We start from the raw sequence: 17553 nt of genomic DNA on the forward strand, positions 1-17553 counted from the left end.
GTTATTTACTTTTGGCGGCTTCAATAATCTTTGTGGTTGAAACACCGTCAACAAAATCGAGGATGATGACATCACCGCCGTTGTTCAAAACACTCTCCGAGCCAGCGATTTGTTCAACTTTGTAATCGCCACCTTTAACCAACACGTCAGGGCAAAGCGCTTCGATAAGGCGTTGTGGTGTGTCTTCGGTAAATTCAACGACCCAGTCTACGCTCGACAGTTCAGCCAGAACAATCATCCGTTGCTGAGACGGGTTGATAGGGCGACTCTCTCCCTTGAGACGTTTTACCGAGTCGTCACTATTTACCGCAACGATTAAGCGATCACCAAGTTTTGCCGCTTGTTTGAGGTAAGTGACATGTCCTGAATGCAAAATATCGAAACAGCCATTGGTCATGACAATTTTTTCGCCAGAGGCTTTTGCTTGTTTAATGAGTTCCACTAACTCAAGCTCGCCAATCACGCCTTGTTGCAGTGGTTGCTGCTGTAACATGGCGTAGCTTAATTCTTGCGTATTGACCGTTGCAGTACCGAGTTTTCCTACCACAACACCCGCCGCTAAGTTTGCAATTTGCACCGATTCTTTGAGCGACGCCCCTGTGGCCATCGCACTGGCTAGCGTCGCCACAACGGTATCGCCAGCACCAGTGACATCATAAACCTCCCGAGCTTGGGTCGGTTGTAAATAAGGCTCTTGATTTGCACTAAATAGCGCCATGCCTTTTTCACTTCGCGTCACTAATAAATGATCAATGCTGAGCGTCTGGCGAAGCTTTCTTCCTAACTCAAGGAAATGATCTTCGGAAGTTGGTTTGCCTGCGATGGTTTCGAACTCAGATTGGTTGGGTGTGATTAGCGTTGCTTGTCGGTACTTAGTGAAGTCCGAACCTTTGGGATCAACAATCACTGGCTTATTGGCCAATAAGGCTGCCTGAATAATTGGCTGGGGATCGGCTAGTGTGCCTTTGCCATAATCGGATAACACGACCACATCATGTTGCTCGATGAGTTTGCTTAAGCGCTCAATATCTAAACCGTTGGTCAGGGAGAAGTCTTTCTCAAAGTCAGCGCGTAACAGTTGCTGACTTCTGCTCATCAGACGCAGCTTGGTGATGGTTTGTTGATTGCTTCGTTTCTCAAAGCGACAGTCAACCTTATGGTGTTTTAAGATTTCTTCTAAACTGCTTGCCGCTTCATCATCGCCAGTGATGCCGCATAAAGTAACGTCACAGCCAAGAACTGCAATATTCAAAGCAACGTTGCCAGCGCCGCCAGCGCGATCTTCGGTGTTATTGATGTTGACTACGGGCACTGGCGCTTCAGGAGATATGCGCGCTGCGTTACCGTGCCAATAGCGATCGAGCATAATATCGCCAATCACCAACACGCTAGAATTGTTAAATTTTGGAAGACTTAGGTTCAAATTCTGTCTCATGAGCCAAAGTTAAGGGTATATTAATCATATCGCGTTAACCTTGGTGATGTAAGAGTTGAGAGATATTTTGTTTAATATCAAAGAGTTTACGGTAGACTATTACGCAGTAAATTACAGATTGGAGGTTTGAAATGAAGAAGTTTTTAGTATTGATGGCTGTTTGCGCCATGGGACTGATGTTAGTGTCGTGTGCAGGTGCCAGAAAAGGTTACAGTGCTGAACAGTGTCGCCAATCAGTCGATGTGGCCTACAAGGAGCTGAACTTTGCTAAGAGTGAAGGTTTTGCTGGGACGGTGAATTACACCAAAGCAGCGAGTTTGTTAACAGCAGCCAAAACTAACCAGACTTTTGAGAGTTATGATGCTTGTGTTAATAACGCAGAGAAAGCGAGATACTACATTCGTGAGTCTAAAAAAGGGCAATAACTCAAAACGGTCATGAATAACACCAAAAAAGCGGTCACATGGCCGCTTTTTTACTATTTGTGCCCTTATATCCGAATTAGGCTTGGTTAGTGGGGGGGATAATAGATACAATGACAAAAAATTAGGATGAATATATGCCAAAAAAGCCTCATCAAGATCCACAAGCTGAGTTAGAAGCACAACGGTACGACAATCCTATTGTCAGCCGTCAATTTATTTTGCAGTTGTTAGAGGATTCAGGAGAGCCTGTGTCTTTTGAAACCATTGCAAAAAAATCCAATATCGAAGAATCTGAGCAAAAAAGAGCACTGCACAAGCGCTTGAACGCGATGGAGCGTGACGGACAGCTTATTTGCAACCGTAAGGGTAAATATTGCTTGGTTGATGCGACGGACTTAGTTCGCGGGAAGGTGCTTGCGCACCGTGATGGCTACGGTTATCTTGCGCTCGAGCAGGGCGGTGATGACTGGTATTTATCTCCGCGAGAAATGCACAGCGTGTTTCATGGCGATAAAGTCCTAGCTCGCGTTAAGAAAATCGATAAGAAAGGCCGAACTGAAGGCGCTATCGTTGAGATTCTTGATGGTTCGACTCACCATGTCGTTGGCCGCTTGTTTGAAGAAAGTGGATTAGTCTTCGTTTCATCTGACGACTCACGAATTTTACACGATCTGATTATCTCTCCGGATGATACTCTTGGTGCAAAAATAGGCCAAGTCGTTGTTGCTGAAATCGTGCAGCGACCTAAAAAGAATCAACATGCTCGCGGTATTATCACTGAAGTCTTGGGTGACCATTTATCCGCTGGTATGGAAATCGAAATTGCAATTCGTAATCACCAGATCCCGCATGAGTGGCCGGCAGAGGTTAATTCAGAAGTAACCGAGTTACCGGTTGAAGTGTCGGCGACTGATTCGGAAGGTCGGGTTGATTTGAGAAAGTTGCCTTTGGTCACTATCGACGGTGCCGACGCTCGTGATTTTGATGATGCGGTGTATTGCGAAAAGCAAAAAAATGGCGGCTGGAAGCTTTGGGTCGCGATAGCGGATGTGAGTCACTACGTTCGACCAGGCTCCGCCCTCGATAAGGAAGCGATTGAGCGTGGTAATTCGGTTTATTTCCCTGAGTTCGTGGTACCCATGCTGCCAGAATTATTATCTAACGGCCTGTGCTCATTGAATCCAAATGTGGATCGTTTATGCATGGTTTCGGAAATGGATATTGATGCCGAGGGTAAGGTCGTTGATTCGCAGTTTTACCCTGCTGTCATGCACTCACACGCACGCTTTACTTATGAGAAAGTATGGGCCATCTTGAGTGGCGACGAGGAGCTGCGTAAAGAGTATCAGCCGCGTGTGGCTGAACTCGAAGAGTTGTATGAGTTATTTAAAGCACGCATCAGTCGCAAGACAAAGCGTGGAGCGATTGAGTTTGAGACGACTGAAACGCAAATTATATTTGATGAGAATCGCAAGATTGAAAATATCGTCGGTCGCACTCGTAATGATGCTCATAAAATTATCGAAGAGTGCATGATCTGCGCTAATGTTGCGGCGGCTGAGTTTATTGAAAGTAGTGAGCTGGCTGGTGTCTATCGAATTCATGAAGGCCCTTCCGAAGAGCGGTTGGAAAAGTTTAGGGCCTTTTTAGGTGAACTTGGGATCTTCCTCTTTGGTGGTGATAAGCCTGAGCCTAAAAATTATCGAGAGCTACATGAGTCGATTAAAGGTCGTGCGGACTATGAGCTGATTCAAACCATGATGTTGCGCTCAATGATGCAAGCGGTTTATAGCCCTGAAAATGAGGGGCACTTCGGTCTGGCATTTGATTCTTATACCCACTTTACATCACCGATTCGACGTTATCCGGACTTATTGGTGCATCGAATTATTAAGGCTTTGCTTAAACAGCATAAGATCACCGGTGCAGAGAGTGGTAAAGCCTATACTGAACAAGAGTTGGTGAATTTTACTGAACACTGCTCAATGACTGAGCGGCGAGCCGATTTAGCGACGCGTGATGTGGTTGATTGGTTGAAGTGTGAATACATGCTGACCCGTGTTGGAGATGAATATTGGGGAACCGTAGCAACGGTCACCAGTTTTGGTATCTTTGTTGCACTGGATGAGTTGTTTGTTGAAGGCTTGATTCATATTAGTGAACTCGGTGATGATTATTACCATTTCGACGCGACGAAAATGCGCTTGATTGGAGAGCGTAAAGGACAAAGTTTCCGAGTCGGCGATCGAGTAAAAATTAAGGTTGCAAAAGTTGATCTAGATCAGCGCAATATTGACTTCGAGTTGCTTGAGCGAGAAAAAGTAAAGCGCGAGGAAGTCAAAGGCTCCGAACGAAGAAAGCTATATGCAAAAGCGAAGCGCTCAGGCTCACTCTCCAAGAGTGGTAAGCCATCTTCTAAACATAAAGGCAAAAAAGCCGACGCGGATGGTAAGAAGGGCGCTAAGAATGTAAAAAAGAAACGCGGTAAAAGCGGAAAAAAGAATCGACGATAGGTAAGTATTGATGTCAGAAATAGTGTATGGGTTGCATGCTGTAGAAGTTTTACTTAAAAGAAATAGTGAAGCAGTCGAAGTGCTTTATGTGCAAAGTAATCGTCACGATCAGCGTGCCCATAAATTAGTAAAATTAGCGCAGTCAAAAGATATTCCAATCTCGCAAAAAAGCCGTGAAGAACTGGATGAAATGACTGACCAGCGACACCAAGGTGTTATTGCGCTGAGCCGTCAGTCCAAGCAAAAGCAGTTCCATGAAAAGCATATTCCAGAAATTCTGGATGCTATTGATGAGCCACCTTTCGTTTTAATTCTCGATGGTGTTACGGATCCTCATAACTTGGGAGCTTGTTTACGCAGTGCCGATGCAGCAGGCGTGCACATGGTTATTGCACCAAAAGATAATGCGGTAGGTATTACCGACGTCGTGCGTAAGGTGGCATGTGGCGCTGCAGAGTCGGTGCCGTTTGTCCCAGTGACAAACTTAGCTCGTACCATGAAGCAGCTGCAGGAAAGAAATGTTTGGATCGCCGGAACCGCTGGAGAAGCAGAGCAGGATATTTATCAAGCCAACTTAACTGGTGGCTTGGCGATTGTCATGGGCGCTGAAGGTGATGGCATGCGCCGTTTAACTCGTGAGAACTGCGACTTCTTAATTAAAATCCCGATGGCTGGTGAAGTATCCAGTTTGAACGTTTCGGTCGCTACGGGAGTCACATTGTTTGAAGCGGTTAGGCAAAGGACTAACTCGTTAAAACCTGCTTAATATACTGGTTTTTAGCTTTTAGGGTTTCTACGGCTTTCTGAATATCCACTTGGTAAAAGGATAATGTATCATTGGGTTTCAACTGGGCGAGTAAGCTTAAATCGGCGCTGATAACTTGTCCAATTCTTGGGTAGCCGCCAGCGGTTTGACCGTCGGCTAGCGTGATGATCGGCTGCCCGTTTGGAGGCAGCTGAATGGTGCCGGCGACAATTGCTGTCGTGGTCATTGATAAATCTTCAGAAAGCTCTAGAGCCTCGCCATCCAGCTTGATTGCCATTCGATTACTGAAACTGGTGACTTCATAATTTGATTCTAATAACCTTGCTTGGCTCGATGATGAGAGTTGTGAAAACTCCCGACCTTCGGTAACTCGTGCAATGATGTGGTTTTGCAACAGGTTATGGTGATGCTCTTCTGATAGCTCACTAGGTGTCACTCGGGAGTCTGTAAAGTCCGCTGGCTCAATGTCGATGACATCACCGTCTTTTAGTGCGCGACCCTCGAGTCCACCGAAGTTAGCGAGTAGGCTTGTTGATGCACTACCCATAACAGGCTTTATTGTTAACCTGCCCGCAAACGCAACATACGCTCTTGCGCCTGTGTGTAGCTTACCAAATTTTAAAACATCCCCTTTTTTTAAGTGCAGGGTGCTGTTCATCATGACTTGTTGATCATTGATGTAGATATCAAATTTAGCCCCAGCGATGCCGACGGTCACTGCGGTGGTAAACTCTAAGGTTGGGCCTATGTGTGTTACTTCTAATACCGCTTGGTTTTTATCATTTCCCACCAGCCAATTGGCTATTTCACAACTATACTCATCAAGGACTCCATTGGTCGCGATACCAAACTCCCTATAGCCACAGCGGCCAAGATCTTGGACCGTGGTTAGAAGCCCAGCCTTTAAAACCTTAATGCTCATAGTTTTGGAACTCCTCAAGGCTGATGGCTTCAAAAACGATGGTATCCAAGGGTTGAGCAATAGCCGGAACTTTAGCATCAGTGTTTAGAAGCGCTATTGGTGTCTGACCAATGATATGCCAGCCGCCTGGACTATTGATGGGGTAGACACCGGTTTGATCGCCGCCGATAGCGACTGAACCAGCCTTGATATTCGGTCGGGGATCTTCTCTACGCGGGCAATGTAGTTTCGAATTAAGGTTGCCTAAGTATAAAAAGCCCGGCAAGAAGCCAAGCATATAGACAGGGTATTCGTTAGCCGTGTGTAGAGTGACAACTTCATCGGTAGTCAACTGGCAGTGTGACGCGACATGTTCTAAGTCTGGAGCAACGGACGCGTGATAACAGACGGGGATGCGATGAGTTTTGCTGGCTGAAGATGCTAAAGGTTTCACTGCTTTAAGTAATTCGGATACCTCACCGACTCGCTGTTTTGGCTCAAAGAAGAGGGGAGAAAAAATAATCAACAAAGAATTATAAGCTGGCACGGCTTCAATAAAACCAGCCAGCTTTGCTTTTTCAATATGCTGTTTCGCACCAAGAATATAGCGAGTCAGCTCAAGATTGATCTCGCCATCAAACTCTATAATGAGTGAGCTATCGCTGTTGATGGTAACGGTATATTGAGGCATTAACGTCCTGCGTAGATTGTAATTTTATGTTCTGCTAAGCGTTGGTGAAGCGCTTGTGCAATCGCTAGCGCATCAGGATTATCGCCGTGTAAACAAATCGAGTCTACTGTTATCATGAGTTGCTGACCGTTTGGTATCGAGATTGGTTCACCTAAGGCGAACTGCAAAGCCTGGTGTAAGCTATCATCAAGATTGGCATGCAACGCTGTGGGCTCACTTCTAGGCACTAATCTTTTATTCGGCTGATAGTTTCTATCCATAAAACCTTCGTTGATAAAGTCGAGCCCAACCTTATGAGCAGCTTCAAGCATGGCTGACTCAGCTAGCCCCATCAGTTTGATTGAACCGGATAGGTGAGCGACTTCTTGAGCTATTATCATGGCTAGATGCAAATCATCTGCTGCGTCATTGTAGAGGGCGCCATGAGGTTTTACATGATGCAGTGTGACGCCATGGTGATTGCAGCCTTCAATAATAGAGTTTAATTGCAGCCTTAAGGTTTTTCGTAACTCAGTGTCGCTGAGTTTCATTGATTGACGACCGAAGTTCTCTCTGTCCGGATAAGAGGGGTGCGCGCCAATCGCCAGTTGATGCTGTGTAGCATTATGAATCGCTGCTTGAATGCTTTCGCTATTTCCCGCATGACCGCCACAGGCAATGTTGCATGAAGAAATGTAAGGCATCAGCTCAGCATCTTTGGCCCAATCTTCGGGCAAGATGCTTTCGCCTAAATCACAATTGATATCAATGACTCTACTCATATCGCGATTATAACAACTCGAACGCAGAGAGTAGACTTTTCGCGCCCAAAATAATCGAAACGATGACTACTAATAAGCCCAACACGTTTTGCCAAGCATTATTTTTATGCTGACCTAAAAAGCCTTGGTTCATTGCCCACAATAAAAAACTGGCGATGATAGGCAGCAATAGTCCATTGGCGACTTGGGCAAACCAAATCACAGATACGGGTTTTAAACCTAGCGATGCTACGGCGACTCCGACCACTAAAATAACTAACCAAATCAGCCGGAATGATCGGCTTTTAAGATCCTCTGGAATATTAAGCAATCCCGATAGGGCATAAGCCGAGGCCAGCGGGGCGGTAATTGCTGATGAAATTCCGGCGGCAAATAATCCTAGAGCAATCATGTATTGAGCTAGGTTTCCGAACGCAGGTTCAATACTTTTCGCCATATCCGCAGCGCTATCAATCTCCAACTGACTGCCAAAAAAGGCGCTGGCAGCGGTCGACACAATAGCGATTGAAATTAAGCCACCCAAAGGAATTGAAATATAAATATCTTGTCGAGCTTGAGACAGCTCTTCAGGCGTGCTCCATTTCTTTTTGGCGCTCGAAGAGTGTAAAAATAAATTGTAAGGAACAACTGTTGTACCAATTAAAGCTATCACGGTTAAGGTCGCACTATCAGGAAGCGAAGGCACTAAGAGGCCTTTAAAAAGAGCACCCAGATCAGGCTTAGTGATAACGAAAGTGACCAAAAAGGCAACGCTCATGAGTAAAACGACCGCGATTAAAATTTTCTCAATAAAGCGGTAACTGCCTGTCCATAAAACAATAAAGGCGATTAAGCCAATCAATAGTGCGGCCAAGTCCAAGTTTGCAATGCTTGGGTAATTCCAAACAGCCTGCACTCCTAGCGTAGCGCCAGCAATATTCCCACCTTCGTAGGCGGCATTGCCGATGATGATCGCACTGACCACTAAAATAACGGATAGAACTTTGAGTAAGGGATTTTTCACCAGCTCACGAATCGATTGCCCCAATCCTTTTTGGCCAATGACTCCAAGTCTCGCCGTCATTTCTTGCAAAATGATTGTGGCGACTACAGAAAAGAGTAGGGCCCAAAGTAAACTAAATCCAAAGTTTGCCCCAGCTTTTGTAGCAACGGTTACTGTTCCTGGCCCAATAAAAGCCGCTGCGACAAGCGCCGCTGGGCCAATAGAAAATTTAGATTTCGCCATACTGATACTGAATTGATTTTTTTATGAGGTTACAGGTAAATACTGACCCTCGCAATAATTTGCCTAATTTCTCATAATTGGGTATAACCGGCGACAATAAATATAAAACATGGAGTTACCAATGAGTAAAATTATTATCCCACTTCTCATACTTTCCTTGGCGCTCAATACTTATCTCCTGATAGGCAAAGAAAAGGCCGCGAAATATCACTCTGAAGTACAAAGTGCCGCCCTTGAATCCAATCAAACCAAGAGTACGGTATTGGATACTAATAATATCAACGATAGAGAGAAAGACGAGTTAATCGCTATGTTGAGCGACAAGTTAGAAAAGTCTAGAAGTGAGGTTTCCCGTCTTCAAAGACAAGTTGAAGGTCTAGAGTCAGAGATGTCAGCTGCAAAATTGAATCAAGAACTGGAGCCCAAAAAGGATGTTGTTGAAAATAAGGACGAAAGCGAACAAAAGCCGTATGAAAGCATGACTATTGAGGAAATGAGAAAGCAAGGTGACGCTCAAGTGGCGCGGTATGAAAGTGATACTATTGACCAAGATTGGGCGTATAAAACACAACGTGATTTAGCCGAAATTGTGAATAACTCTGATTTACTCGGCAAAGTGAGTTTGAACGAAATTGATTGTCGATCAACCAGCTGCCGCGTTTCGGTAACACCTCTACAGCAAGGTTCAGGAGCAAGTGTCGGGGCTTACTTTGATTTCCTTAAATTGTTACAAGAAGATAGCAACTATAAGGATTTTGACTCAATATCGAGGGATAACAGTGAGGACAACACAGTCTATATTTATCTCGAAGAGTCGAGTGGTGGGCATTAGGTAATAAAGTGCGGCCTTTACCGATAGGGGGGCGTAAAGGCCGCGAGGGTAAGCGGTTAAAGAACGGCAACTTCCAACGCTTCTGGCCAAACGCTAAACTGTACTTGCCCGATGTGCTCTTTTTGTAAAAGGAACATCACGAGGCGAGATTGACCGATACCGCCACCGATGGTTTGTGGCAAATGGCCTGCCATCAGTTGCTGATGCCATAGGTAGTTAAGCCTATGTTCGCAACCGCGAATTTGTAATTGTTGTTGCATGACTTGTGGGGAAACCCGGATTCCCATGGAGGAAATCTCGAAGGCATCCTCTAACACTGGGTTCCAGACTAAAATATCGCCATTTAGTCCGTAGCGTCCTTGGTCCGTTCCGGTCGTCCAGTCATCATAGTCTGGAGCGCGGCCATCATGGATTGAGCCATCACTCAATTCGCCGCCGATTCCGATCAAGAAAATCGCACCATATTCTTTACAGGCTTCCTGCTCGCGCTGCTTAGGTGTGAGATCTGGGTACTGCTTCATGAGATCTTCGGTATGAATAAAAGTGATGGTCTTTGGCAATAAAGAATCTCTCAAGGTTGCCTTAGCGACCACATGGTCCGTTTCAAGCATGGTCTTATAGATTTTCTCGACTGTGTCTTTAAGGTAATCCAATGTTCGATCGTCGTCAGCGATAACCTTTTCCCAGTCCCACTGCTCAACATACAGCGAATGTCGTTCGCTTAGAAACTCTTCATCGGGACGGATGGCTCGCATTTGAGTGATAATACCGCTACCGACATCAAAGTCACTGCGGGCCAATAGCTGACGTTTCCATTTTGCCAGTGACTGCACGATTTCTAGTGGCTTGTCCAAGGTTTGGCTCTGGACAGTGACAGGCTTTTCAGTGCCATTAAGATCGTCTTGGACCCCATTACCTTGATAGGTCAGAATCGGAGCTTGAACCTCCAATAACGACAGTTCTTGACTTAACCGCTCCATAAAGAACGACTTTGTGCGTTGGATCAGCCTTTGATCGTGAATAAAGGCTTCTTTCGGTAACTTTTTCATTGTTTTCCTTATTCATAATTGTTGTTCGTTGTTATATTTATATCTAAAATCGCAAAATGCTCAATAGATGTTTAATAAAAACGCCTTGTTGATATATGTAATCTAATAAATGATAATAAATTTAGTTTGCATATGATTTGTTTGTGGGTTTTGCATGAAAAATTATGAAATAGACAATTTGGATAAAAAGATTTTGGCACAATTATTGGAAGAGGCTCGTACACCGTACGCTAAAATTGCCGAAAGCTTGGGTGTTAGTCCTGGAACCATCCATGTAAGAATTGAAAAAATGCGCCAAGCCGGCATCATTAAAGGGACGAAGGTCAAGGTGGATGCGAAAGCGCTTGGTTATGATGTCTGCTGTTTCGTTGGCGTCTATTTAAAGTCAGCTAAAGATTACCACCCGGTCAAAGAGCAATTAATTAACATTCCAGAAGTGATAGAAGCTTACTACACGACCGGGCAGTACAGTATTTTGCTAAAGGTTATCGCGCCAGACATTGATCGTTTTCAACATATTTTGATCGATAAGTTGCAGTCTATCGAAGAGGTTGGCTCAACGGAGACATTGATATCCCTGCAAAACCCAATTTACAGGGATATAGATGGGTTATTGATATAACCTTGAACAGAGGTAAGTTAATCTAAAGCAAGCAGGTACTCCTTAAAGTCATCAAAGTCATCCGCTATTCGAATCGATAGGTTGGGCTTGGTTAAGCATTCGCTAATTGCTGATGGACGCGATATTGGTTTTTGCAAAATACCCTCAAGCACGTCGGCAAACTTCGCTGGATGCGCTGTTGAAACCACTAGATTATTCGTCTGGCCAACATTCATTTTACTCAAAGCATGCATGCCAACCGCGGTGTGCGGGTCGACTTGGTAGCCTTGCGTATCGAGTTCTTTTATCGTTTGTCGAGTTTGGGCGTCGCTAATGCTAAGGGCACTCATATCCACAAAAAGCTGATCAAGCTTATGTTGATAATAATACAAGATCCGTGAGAAATTATTCGGTTGTGACACGTCCATCGCATTCGACAGAGTGCGTTGGGTGACTTGCGGTAACCATTGTTTATGATTGAAAAAGCGTGGCGCGGTATCGTTAGCGTTAGTTGCTGCGATAAGGTGGCCAACTGGTGCTCCCATGTGTTTTGCGATTAAAGCAGCGGTGATGTTACCAAAGTTACCGCTCGGCACCACGAGGTTGTCAATAGGCTGTTGAATCAGCGTTGGCAAGGCGGTGTAGTAGCAAACCTGAGCCAGCAATCGTGCGACATTGATTGAGTTTGCAGAATTGAGGTTAAGTTTATTGTTAACTTCCTCATCGTTGAAAGCTTGTTTGACCAAGCTTTGACAATTGTCAAAGTTGCCATCAACTTTAACCGTGCGAATATTGTCGCCCAAGGTACAGAAAAGTTGTTCTTGTTCTTTGGAGATCTTACCTTCCGGGTAAAGCACAACCACTTCAACGTTCGGCTGACCATGAAAGGCATGAGCTACAGCGGCTCCGGTATCGCCTGACGTCGCTGTGATGATGGTCGCTTTTTGCTGATTGAATTCGGTTAAACATTCCGCTAAAAAACGCGCGCCGAAATCTTTAAAAGCCAAAGTTGGTCCATGGAACAGCTCTAGAATATGGTTCTTGTCAGTTAAAGAGTGCAGCTCGAGTGGGAAGTTAAAAGCACGGGCGACCATTGAGCCGAGTTTATCTTTAGAGAGTTCGTTGTGAGTTAGGTTATGTAGTGTTTCAACGGCAATTTGGTGAAAGTCTCCACACTCAAAAATGTCTTTATCGAGTGGCTTAATATCATGCGGAAAGTAGATGCCACTGTTTTCCCCAATAGGATTAAGTACTGCATCCTTGAACGATACTCGTTGGTGTTGTTGTGAAATATTGATAAAGGACATTAGTGTTCTCCATGCACTTTATTGAGAGGTTGAGCGCCATCAGAGTGTAACTGACAAATATGGCTAAAAGCACGGTCATTTTCGCGGTAGTGGAACTGTAGGTACTGTTGTACTGATTTGGCTTTGGTGAGATCAGAGCATACGACGAACAGCGTCGGCCCTGAGCCAGAAATTCCGACGGCCTCTGCACCTATGTTCAGTAACGCTTTCTTGTGATCAGTAAATCTCGGCAACAACGAATGACGGTGAGGCTCAGCGATGACGTCTTTTAAATGATGCACAGCACTGGCTTGATCCTCGCTATACAGCGCTTGAATAAAATTCGCTAGGTTTTGGGCGTATTCCGTCGCCTGCAATAAAGGCACTGAGCTGGGGATGGCGTCACGAGCAGCTTTGGTCAGAATATTGGTGCCAGGGTTAGCGACCACAATATACCAGTCGTCAAACCACGGTAAAGGTTTGCTGATGGCGTCATCAGCAGACATTAGTTGCAGCCCGCCAAGGTAACAGGGCGCGATATTATCGTAATGCAGGCTGCCGCTGATTTGTGCCTCCATCTTGCCCATCATCATGAGTAGTTCGTGCGGTGTAAACGGTGATTGATACCATTCATTAAGCGCCATAATGGCAGCCACAATTGAGCTGCTGCTGGAGCCGAGTCCACTGCCGACTGGTAAGTTTTTTGAGAGCTTCAAGGTTAGCGTTTGAGGCTCAACACTTTTTTCAGCAAGCTCAGCACGAAACAGTTCATGACAGTGATGAATAATGTTATCAGTAACGTCGCTTGGTAATTGTTCGGCAAAAGCACCATCACATACGATTTGATACTGAGAGCTGGCGGCAACTTCAACCACATCGCCGAGTAATGCGCCATCGATAGGAGTAATTGCTGCACCCAATAAATCGTAACCCACCGAAAAGTTACCGATAGAAGCTGGTGCGAATATTTTGATACTCATGATGCTAACTCCTGTTCACGATGCGGCAAGGTCTGTAGTATGTCGGAAAAAATTCCGGAAGCAGTAACCGAAGCGCCGGCTCCATACCCTTTGATCACGAAAGGTATCGGAGAATAGTAATCACTATAAACGGCTATCGCATTTTCGCCACCTTTGATCGAGTAGAGCGGGTGTTCGGCAGCCACTTGCTGTAGTCCAACCGCCAGCTTACCGTCTTTAAAGCTCGCTACATATTTCAAGGTTGCGTTTTTAGACCGGGCTTTCTCAAAGAGGGTTTGAAAGTGATCGTCAACATCAGTGAGCGACTGCATAAATTCATCTATAGCTCCACTGCCATCAAAGTCACTCGGCAGTAGAGAGTCCAACTGAATGTCGTCGATATTCAATTCGGCGCCCAGCTCACGAGCCAATATCAAGATCTTGCGCGCAACATCCATGCCACTTAGATCATCGCGCGGATCAGGCTCGGTGAAGCCTTGTTGTTTAGCTTGCTCCACCGCTTGTGACATGGGCATACCGTCTTCTACCAACCCTAAAATATAGGAGAGCGAGCCGGATAAGATCCCTGAAATATCATGAACCCTGTCTCCTGAGCAGAGTAGAGAGTCCAGAGTCTTAAGGATGGGCAAACCAGCGCCAACATTGGTTTCGTAGAAGAAGTGCCTAAAACGGCGTGAGGCCGACTGGCGAATATTGCGGTAATGTTGCATATCACTTGAGTTGGCTTTTTTATTAGCCGTGACTAAATTAAATCCCATATCAAGATAGTCAGCATAGTTAGCACTGACTTCTTCCGAGCAGGTGCAGTCGACGATCGTTGGGTTAACGTAGCGACCGGACTGCAATAATTGTTCGAGCTTGTCATGACTCAGTACTTGTTGGCTTTGCTCTAGAAGCGGCTGCCAGTGTTCAAGCTCATGATGTGTATCATCGCAGTAGAATTTGGAGTTAGCAATTAAACGAACGTTGGCGCTGATCCCTTTACTGCTTAAGTAAGGTTTTTGCGATTGAATTTGCCGGATTAATTCTTTACCTACGTTACCGCAACCAAGAATAAACAAATCGACCTGACGTTTTCTGTCGAAAAACTCGGCATACACTCGATGGTACGCTGGCAATAATTGATGCTGATCAACCACTGCCGAAATGGATAATTCAGAAGATCCTTGAGCAATCGCTTCAATATTCGCACCGCCGGAGGAGATGGCGCTAAGGAATTTTGAGGACACTCCTTTTTCATGAATCAGTCCCTGACCGACAATGGTAATAATCGCTCGGTTAGCGCGGATATCGATTGGATCGAGTTGGTGCTGATCAAGCTCATGGGCAAACTCATGCTGTAACGATTGTTTGGCGACTGTTGCATCCTGCTGTCGGATAGCAAAACACACGCTGTACTCGGAGGAAGATTGACTGATCAGAATGATAGAAATATGGTGCCTCGCCAAACAGCCAAAAATACGCTCCGCTGCGCCATAAGTATCACACAAATAACTGCCGCTGATATTCACCAGACTGATGGCGTGTTGGCTTGAAACCGCTTTGACTTTCGCCCGATTAGAGCAGCTAGGTGCAATCACCGTGCCTTCTTGTTCGGGGGCGAAGCTATTTTTGACTTTTAAAGGAATGCCTTTTTGGCGCACAGGACCAATTGTTTTCGGGTGAATAACCCCAGCGCCGTGATGCGCCAGCTCCATCGCCTCTCGGTACGACATGTTATCGATGAGCTTGGCTTGAGTAATTTTCTTCGGATCGGCATTGTAGATCCCCGAAACGTCGGTCCATATCTCCAGTGCATTGGCGTTGCAAAGGTGAGCCAATATCGCTGCCGAGTAGTCGGAGCCATTTCGTCCGAGTAAGCACGGCTGGCTATTATCGTGCGTGGCGATAAAGCCGGGCGCAATAATGAAGCGAACGTTTGACGGTAAAGGCATGGCGTTCCATGCTTTTTGGCTAGCGACCAAGTTGGCTTTAGACTCTAAAATTGGGCCGCTTGCTTTAATCACCTCACGGCTGTCTAGCCAGTGGCTGCTGAAACCAAGCTCACTCATGTATTGCTGCAGCAATTGTGAGCTGAGGTATTCGCCAGCAGAGAAGACTTCACTCAGAAGGTGAGGATCGACAGACGTCGAGTTGTGGTGGCTGTCCCACAAATTGATCAAGCGCAGCTCCATGTGCTCAAATCGGCCGAATAGTGAGCCAGATTCTTTTATGGAAAGTTCATTGACCAACTGTTTGTGGCGTTTAAAAAGCTTGGCGAGAAGCTCCATAGCGGCAGTCTGATCCTTAGTCTCCATGAACAGATGCAACGTATCGGTGGTGGTCGCTGTCGCTGAAACGGTAATGATACTGCGCGTTTGCTGAGCAGTAATAATTTGAGCAACATTGCGAAAACCAGCACTATCGGCCAGTGAAGAACCACCAAATTTTAAAACTTTCATGATACTGTCCTGTTAATGGATAAAATGTTGAGGCAAAAAAAAGCCCGAGGTTTTGAGGCCTCGGGCTTAAGTATTCGTATTTTTCTACACAATAACTAGCCGCCGACCTCCGTTAGGATAATCGTTGTGGTGGTAGTTGTTGTGCGAGAAATAATCATTGAGCTGAGATTAACCTGAAATATTTTGAGTGTCAACGGCTGATTCAATGGTTTGAGCAGTTAAATTGGTTGATCTTTAGGCGCTAAATCCTTAAAATACGCGCCCTTGGTCATTGTGGCCAAGCTTTTTACAATCAGGTTTACTCCTTGTTGCTTATAGTTGCTAATAATTTAGTTACTGCTATAGGTGGCTGGAAACCGAAAGGAGACTTTAAATGAGACACTACGAAATCGTATTCTTGGTGCACCCAGATCAGTCTGACCAAGTTCCAGGTATGGTCGAGCGTTACAGCAAAATGATCACTGATGCTGCTGGTACTGTTCACCGTCTAGAAGACTGGGGCCGCCGTCAGCTTGCATACCCAATTAATAAACTTCACAAAGCGCACTACGTTCTTTTGAATGTTGAAGCGACTGGTGAAGTTATCGAAGAATTAGAAGATGCTTTCCGTTATAACGATGCTGTTCTACGTAACATGATCATGCGTCGTAAAGAAGCAATCACAGAAGCTTCTCCAATGGCTAAGAAAGACGAGAAACCTACTCGTGACGAAAAGCCAGCTAAAGAAGAAGCTAAGAAAGAAGAATCAACTGAAGCTGCGGCTGAGTAATAAGGAGACATATCATGGCACGTTTTAACCGTCGTCGTAAGTTCTGCCGTTTCTCGGCTGAAGGCGTAACTGAGATCGATTATAAAGATACAGCTACGTTGAAAAACTACATCACTGAAACTGGTAAAATTGTTCCTAGCCGTATTACCGGTACTAGCGCAAAATACCAACGTCAATTAGCTAGCGCTGTAAAGCGTGCACGCTTCTTGGCTCTTTTGCCATACACTGATAGCCACGAATAAGCGGCATTTTGAGAGGGTATAACGATGAACGTCATTTTACTTGAAAAACGTCGCAACCTTGGTGATTTAGGTGATACGGTAACTGTAGCAGCAGGCTATGGTCGTAACTTCCTTATCCCTACGGGCAAAGCAGTTCCTGCGACAAAAGAAAACATTAAGCACTTCGAAGAGCGTCGTGCTGAGCTAGAAGCGAAAGCTGCAGAAGTATTATCTGCTGCTCAAGCTCGTGCTGATAAACTAGCTGGTATCGAAGTTACTGTTGCTGCTAACGCTGGCGACGAAGGTAAACTTTTCGGTTCTGTTGGTACAGCTGACATCGCTGAAGCAGTTGTTGAGCAAGGTGTTGAGTTAGAAAAGAAAGAAATTCGTATGCCAGAAGGCGCTATCCGTCAAACGGGCGAATATACTTTCGAAGTACATTTACACCCAGAAGTTGAAGCTAACATCAAAGTTATTGTTGTTGGTGAATTCGACGAAGCTCAAGCTTAATTCTAAATTAAGCAGAAAGAGTTAAGAAAGGCACCTTCGGGTGCCTTTTTTGTTTCTAGCATTTGAGCGTCGCCAATACTTTGTTAAACCGTTATAAAAATGTGCTCGAGTATTTAATATACATTGCGCATTTTTATAACGGTTTGC

17 protein-coding genes are annotated in these 17553 nt (G+C 45.2%); 8 read left to right on the forward strand and 9 right to left on the reverse strand.

Going from position 1 to position 17553, the window contains the following annotated elements:
- Nucleotide 1: 1 nt before the first annotated feature.
- The gene (gene hldE, locus ABD943_RS08635; RefSeq protein WP_345292792.1) at nucleotides 2-1435 is read right to left on the reverse strand and encodes a bifunctional D-glycero-beta-D-manno-heptose-7-phosphate kinase/D-glycero-beta-D-manno-heptose 1-phosphate adenylyltransferase HldE; all 1434 of its coding nucleotides are present in this window, start codon (nucleotides 1433-1435) and stop codon (nucleotides 2-4) included.
- Nucleotides 1436-1566: 131 nt separating this feature from the next.
- On the opposite strand from hldE, the gene ABD943_RS08640 reads away from it, so the two are divergent.
- The 3 genes from ABD943_RS08640 to rlmB all read left to right on the forward strand — a co-directional run bounded on the left by ABD943_RS08640 (nucleotide 1567) and on the right by rlmB (nucleotide 5139).
- A complete protein-coding gene (locus tag ABD943_RS08640) occupies nucleotides 1567-1860 on the forward strand; it encodes an outer membrane protein assembly factor BamD (protein ID WP_425559470.1) in 294 nt (97 codons plus the stop codon).
- A 134-nt stretch (nucleotides 1861-1994) separates the two neighbouring features.
- Nucleotides 1995-4373, forward strand: coding sequence for a ribonuclease R (gene rnr / locus ABD943_RS08645; protein WP_345292793.1), 2379 nt, complete (start codon nucleotides 1995-1997; stop codon nucleotides 4371-4373).
- A 10-nt stretch (nucleotides 4374-4383) separates the two neighbouring features.
- Nucleotides 4384-5139, forward strand: coding sequence for a 23S rRNA (guanosine(2251)-2'-O)-methyltransferase RlmB (gene rlmB, locus ABD943_RS08650; RefSeq protein ID WP_345292794.1), 756 nt, complete (start codon nucleotides 4384-4386; stop codon nucleotides 5137-5139).
- On the opposite strand, the gene ABD943_RS08655 is transcribed toward rlmB, so the two are convergent.
- From ABD943_RS08655 to ABD943_RS08670, 4 genes are read right to left on the reverse strand one after another with little or no spacing between them, the layout of a single operon-like run.
- Complete coding sequence (locus ABD943_RS08655) at nucleotides 5117-6061, reverse strand: 5-oxoprolinase subunit C family protein (RefSeq protein WP_345292795.1); 945 nt, start codon at nucleotides 6059-6061, stop codon at nucleotides 5117-5119. The two genes, rlmB and ABD943_RS08655, sit on opposite strands and share 23 nt — an antisense overlap.
- Nucleotides 6051-6731, reverse strand: a complete 681-nt coding sequence (gene pxpB, locus ABD943_RS08660) for a 5-oxoprolinase subunit PxpB (RefSeq protein WP_345292796.1) — start codon at nucleotides 6729-6731, stop codon at nucleotides 6051-6053. Before pxpB ends, ABD943_RS08655 begins: the two co-directional genes overlap by 11 nt.
- A complete protein-coding gene (pxpA, locus tag ABD943_RS08665) occupies nucleotides 6731-7492 on the reverse strand; it encodes a 5-oxoprolinase subunit PxpA (RefSeq protein ID WP_345292797.1) in 762 nt (253 codons plus the stop codon). Before pxpA ends, pxpB begins: the two co-directional genes overlap by 1 nt.
- Nucleotides 7493-7499: 7 nt before the next feature.
- On the reverse strand, nucleotides 7500-8717 hold the full coding sequence (locus tag ABD943_RS08670; protein WP_345292798.1) for an Nramp family divalent metal transporter: 1218 nt from the start codon (nucleotides 8715-8717) through the stop codon (nucleotides 7500-7502).
- A 121-nt stretch (nucleotides 8718-8838) separates the two neighbouring features.
- Between ABD943_RS08670 and ABD943_RS08675 the strand changes: the two genes are divergently transcribed.
- Nucleotides 8839-9549 carry a hypothetical protein gene (locus tag ABD943_RS08675; RefSeq protein ID WP_345292799.1) on the forward strand — a complete coding sequence of 237 codons (711 nt, stop codon included), beginning with the start codon at nucleotides 8839-8841 and terminating at the stop codon, nucleotides 9547-9549.
- Between the two features lie 56 nt (nucleotides 9550-9605).
- Here the strand turns inward: ABD943_RS08675 and asnA are convergent, their stop codons facing one another.
- Nucleotides 9606-10598, reverse strand: coding sequence for an aspartate--ammonia ligase (gene asnA / locus ABD943_RS08680; RefSeq protein WP_345292800.1), 993 nt, complete (start codon nucleotides 10596-10598; stop codon nucleotides 9606-9608).
- A gap of 154 nt (nucleotides 10599-10752) precedes the next feature.
- Here asnA and asnC point away from each other — a divergent pair, with 154 nt between their 5' ends.
- Nucleotides 10753-11220 (forward strand): transcriptional regulator AsnC, encoded by a 468-nt coding sequence (asnC, locus tag ABD943_RS08685; protein ID WP_345292801.1) that lies wholly within the window; start codon nucleotides 10753-10755, stop codon nucleotides 11218-11220.
- A gap of 17 nt (nucleotides 11221-11237) precedes the next feature.
- On the opposite strand, the gene thrC is transcribed toward asnC, so the two are convergent.
- From thrC to thrA, 3 genes are read right to left on the reverse strand one after another with little or no spacing between them, the layout of a single operon-like run.
- A complete protein-coding gene (gene thrC, locus ABD943_RS08690) occupies nucleotides 11238-12506 on the reverse strand; it encodes a threonine synthase (RefSeq protein WP_345292802.1) in 1269 nt (422 codons plus the stop codon).
- Entirely contained in the window at nucleotides 12506-13465 is a 960-nt protein-coding gene (thrB, locus tag ABD943_RS08695; protein ID WP_345292803.1) for a homoserine kinase, read from the reverse strand. The genes thrC and thrB overlap by 1 nt, the downstream gene beginning before the upstream one ends.
- Nucleotides 13462-15906: a bifunctional aspartate kinase/homoserine dehydrogenase I gene (thrA, locus tag ABD943_RS08700; RefSeq protein WP_345292804.1), complete on the reverse strand. Its 2445-nt coding sequence runs from the start codon at nucleotides 15904-15906 to the stop codon at nucleotides 13462-13464. The genes thrB and thrA overlap by 4 nt, the downstream gene beginning before the upstream one ends.
- A 373-nt stretch (nucleotides 15907-16279) precedes the next feature.
- Between thrA and rpsF the strand changes: the two genes are divergently transcribed.
- From rpsF to rplI, 3 genes are read left to right on the forward strand one after another with little or no spacing between them, the layout of a single operon-like run.
- Nucleotides 16280-16675, forward strand: coding sequence for a 30S ribosomal protein S6 (gene rpsF, locus ABD943_RS08705; RefSeq protein ID WP_345292805.1), 396 nt, complete (start codon nucleotides 16280-16282; stop codon nucleotides 16673-16675).
- 14 nt (nucleotides 16676-16689) lie between these two features.
- Nucleotides 16690-16917: a 30S ribosomal protein S18 gene (gene rpsR, locus ABD943_RS08710; RefSeq protein ID WP_223578583.1), complete on the forward strand. Its 228-nt coding sequence runs from the start codon at nucleotides 16690-16692 to the stop codon at nucleotides 16915-16917.
- Nucleotides 16918-16941: 24 nt separating this feature from the next.
- Nucleotides 16942-17406, forward strand: coding sequence for a 50S ribosomal protein L9 (rplI, locus tag ABD943_RS08715; RefSeq protein WP_345292806.1), 465 nt, complete (start codon nucleotides 16942-16944; stop codon nucleotides 17404-17406).
- Nucleotides 17407-17553 lie beyond the last annotated feature (147 nt).

This window comes from Kangiella marina (assembly GCF_039541235.1).
Taxonomy (GTDB): domain Bacteria; phylum Pseudomonadota; class Gammaproteobacteria; order Enterobacterales; family Kangiellaceae; genus Kangiella; species Kangiella marina.

Bases quoted from the DNA above. Each gene is read 5' to 3' on its own strand.
- hldE (WP_345292792.1), bottom strand. From the start codon at position 1,435: ATGAGACAGAATTTGAACCTAAGTCTTCCAAAATTTAACAATTCTAGC.
- ABD943_RS08640 (WP_425559470.1), top strand. From the start codon at position 1,567: ATGAAGAAGTTTTTAGTATTGATGGCTGTTTGCGCCATGGGACTGATG.
- rnr (WP_345292793.1), top strand. From the start codon at position 1,995: ATGCCAAAAAAGCCTCATCAAGATCCACAAGCTGAGTTAGAAGCACAA.
- rlmB (WP_345292794.1), top strand. From the start codon at position 4,384: ATGTCAGAAATAGTGTATGGGTTGCATGCTGTAGAAGTTTTACTTAAA.
- ABD943_RS08655 (WP_345292795.1), bottom strand. From the start codon at position 6,061: ATGAGCATTAAGGTTTTAAAGGCTGGGCTTCTAACCACGGTCCAAGAT.
- pxpB (WP_345292796.1), bottom strand. From the start codon at position 6,731: ATGCCTCAATATACCGTTACCATCAACAGCGATAGCTCACTCATTATA.
- pxpA (WP_345292797.1), bottom strand. From the start codon at position 7,492: ATGAGTAGAGTCATTGATATCAATTGTGATTTAGGCGAAAGCATCTTG.
- ABD943_RS08670 (WP_345292798.1), bottom strand. From the start codon at position 8,717: ATGGCGAAATCTAAATTTTCTATTGGCCCAGCGGCGCTTGTCGCAGCG.
- ABD943_RS08675 (WP_345292799.1), top strand. From the start codon at position 8,839: ATGAGTAAAATTATTATCCCACTTCTCATACTTTCCTTGGCGCTCAAT.
- asnA (WP_345292800.1), bottom strand. From the start codon at position 10,598: ATGAAAAAGTTACCGAAAGAAGCCTTTATTCACGATCAAAGGCTGATC.
- asnC (WP_345292801.1), top strand. From the start codon at position 10,753: ATGAAAAATTATGAAATAGACAATTTGGATAAAAAGATTTTGGCACAA.
- thrC (WP_345292802.1), bottom strand. From the start codon at position 12,506: ATGTCCTTTATCAATATTTCACAACAACACCAACGAGTATCGTTCAAG.
- thrB (WP_345292803.1), bottom strand. From the start codon at position 13,465: ATGAGTATCAAAATATTCGCACCAGCTTCTATCGGTAACTTTTCGGTG.
- thrA (WP_345292804.1), bottom strand. From the start codon at position 15,906: ATGAAAGTTTTAAAATTTGGTGGTTCTTCACTGGCCGATAGTGCTGGT.
- rpsF (WP_345292805.1), top strand. From the start codon at position 16,280: ATGAGACACTACGAAATCGTATTCTTGGTGCACCCAGATCAGTCTGAC.
- rpsR (WP_223578583.1), top strand. From the start codon at position 16,690: ATGGCACGTTTTAACCGTCGTCGTAAGTTCTGCCGTTTCTCGGCTGAA.
- rplI (WP_345292806.1), top strand. From the start codon at position 16,942: ATGAACGTCATTTTACTTGAAAAACGTCGCAACCTTGGTGATTTAGGT.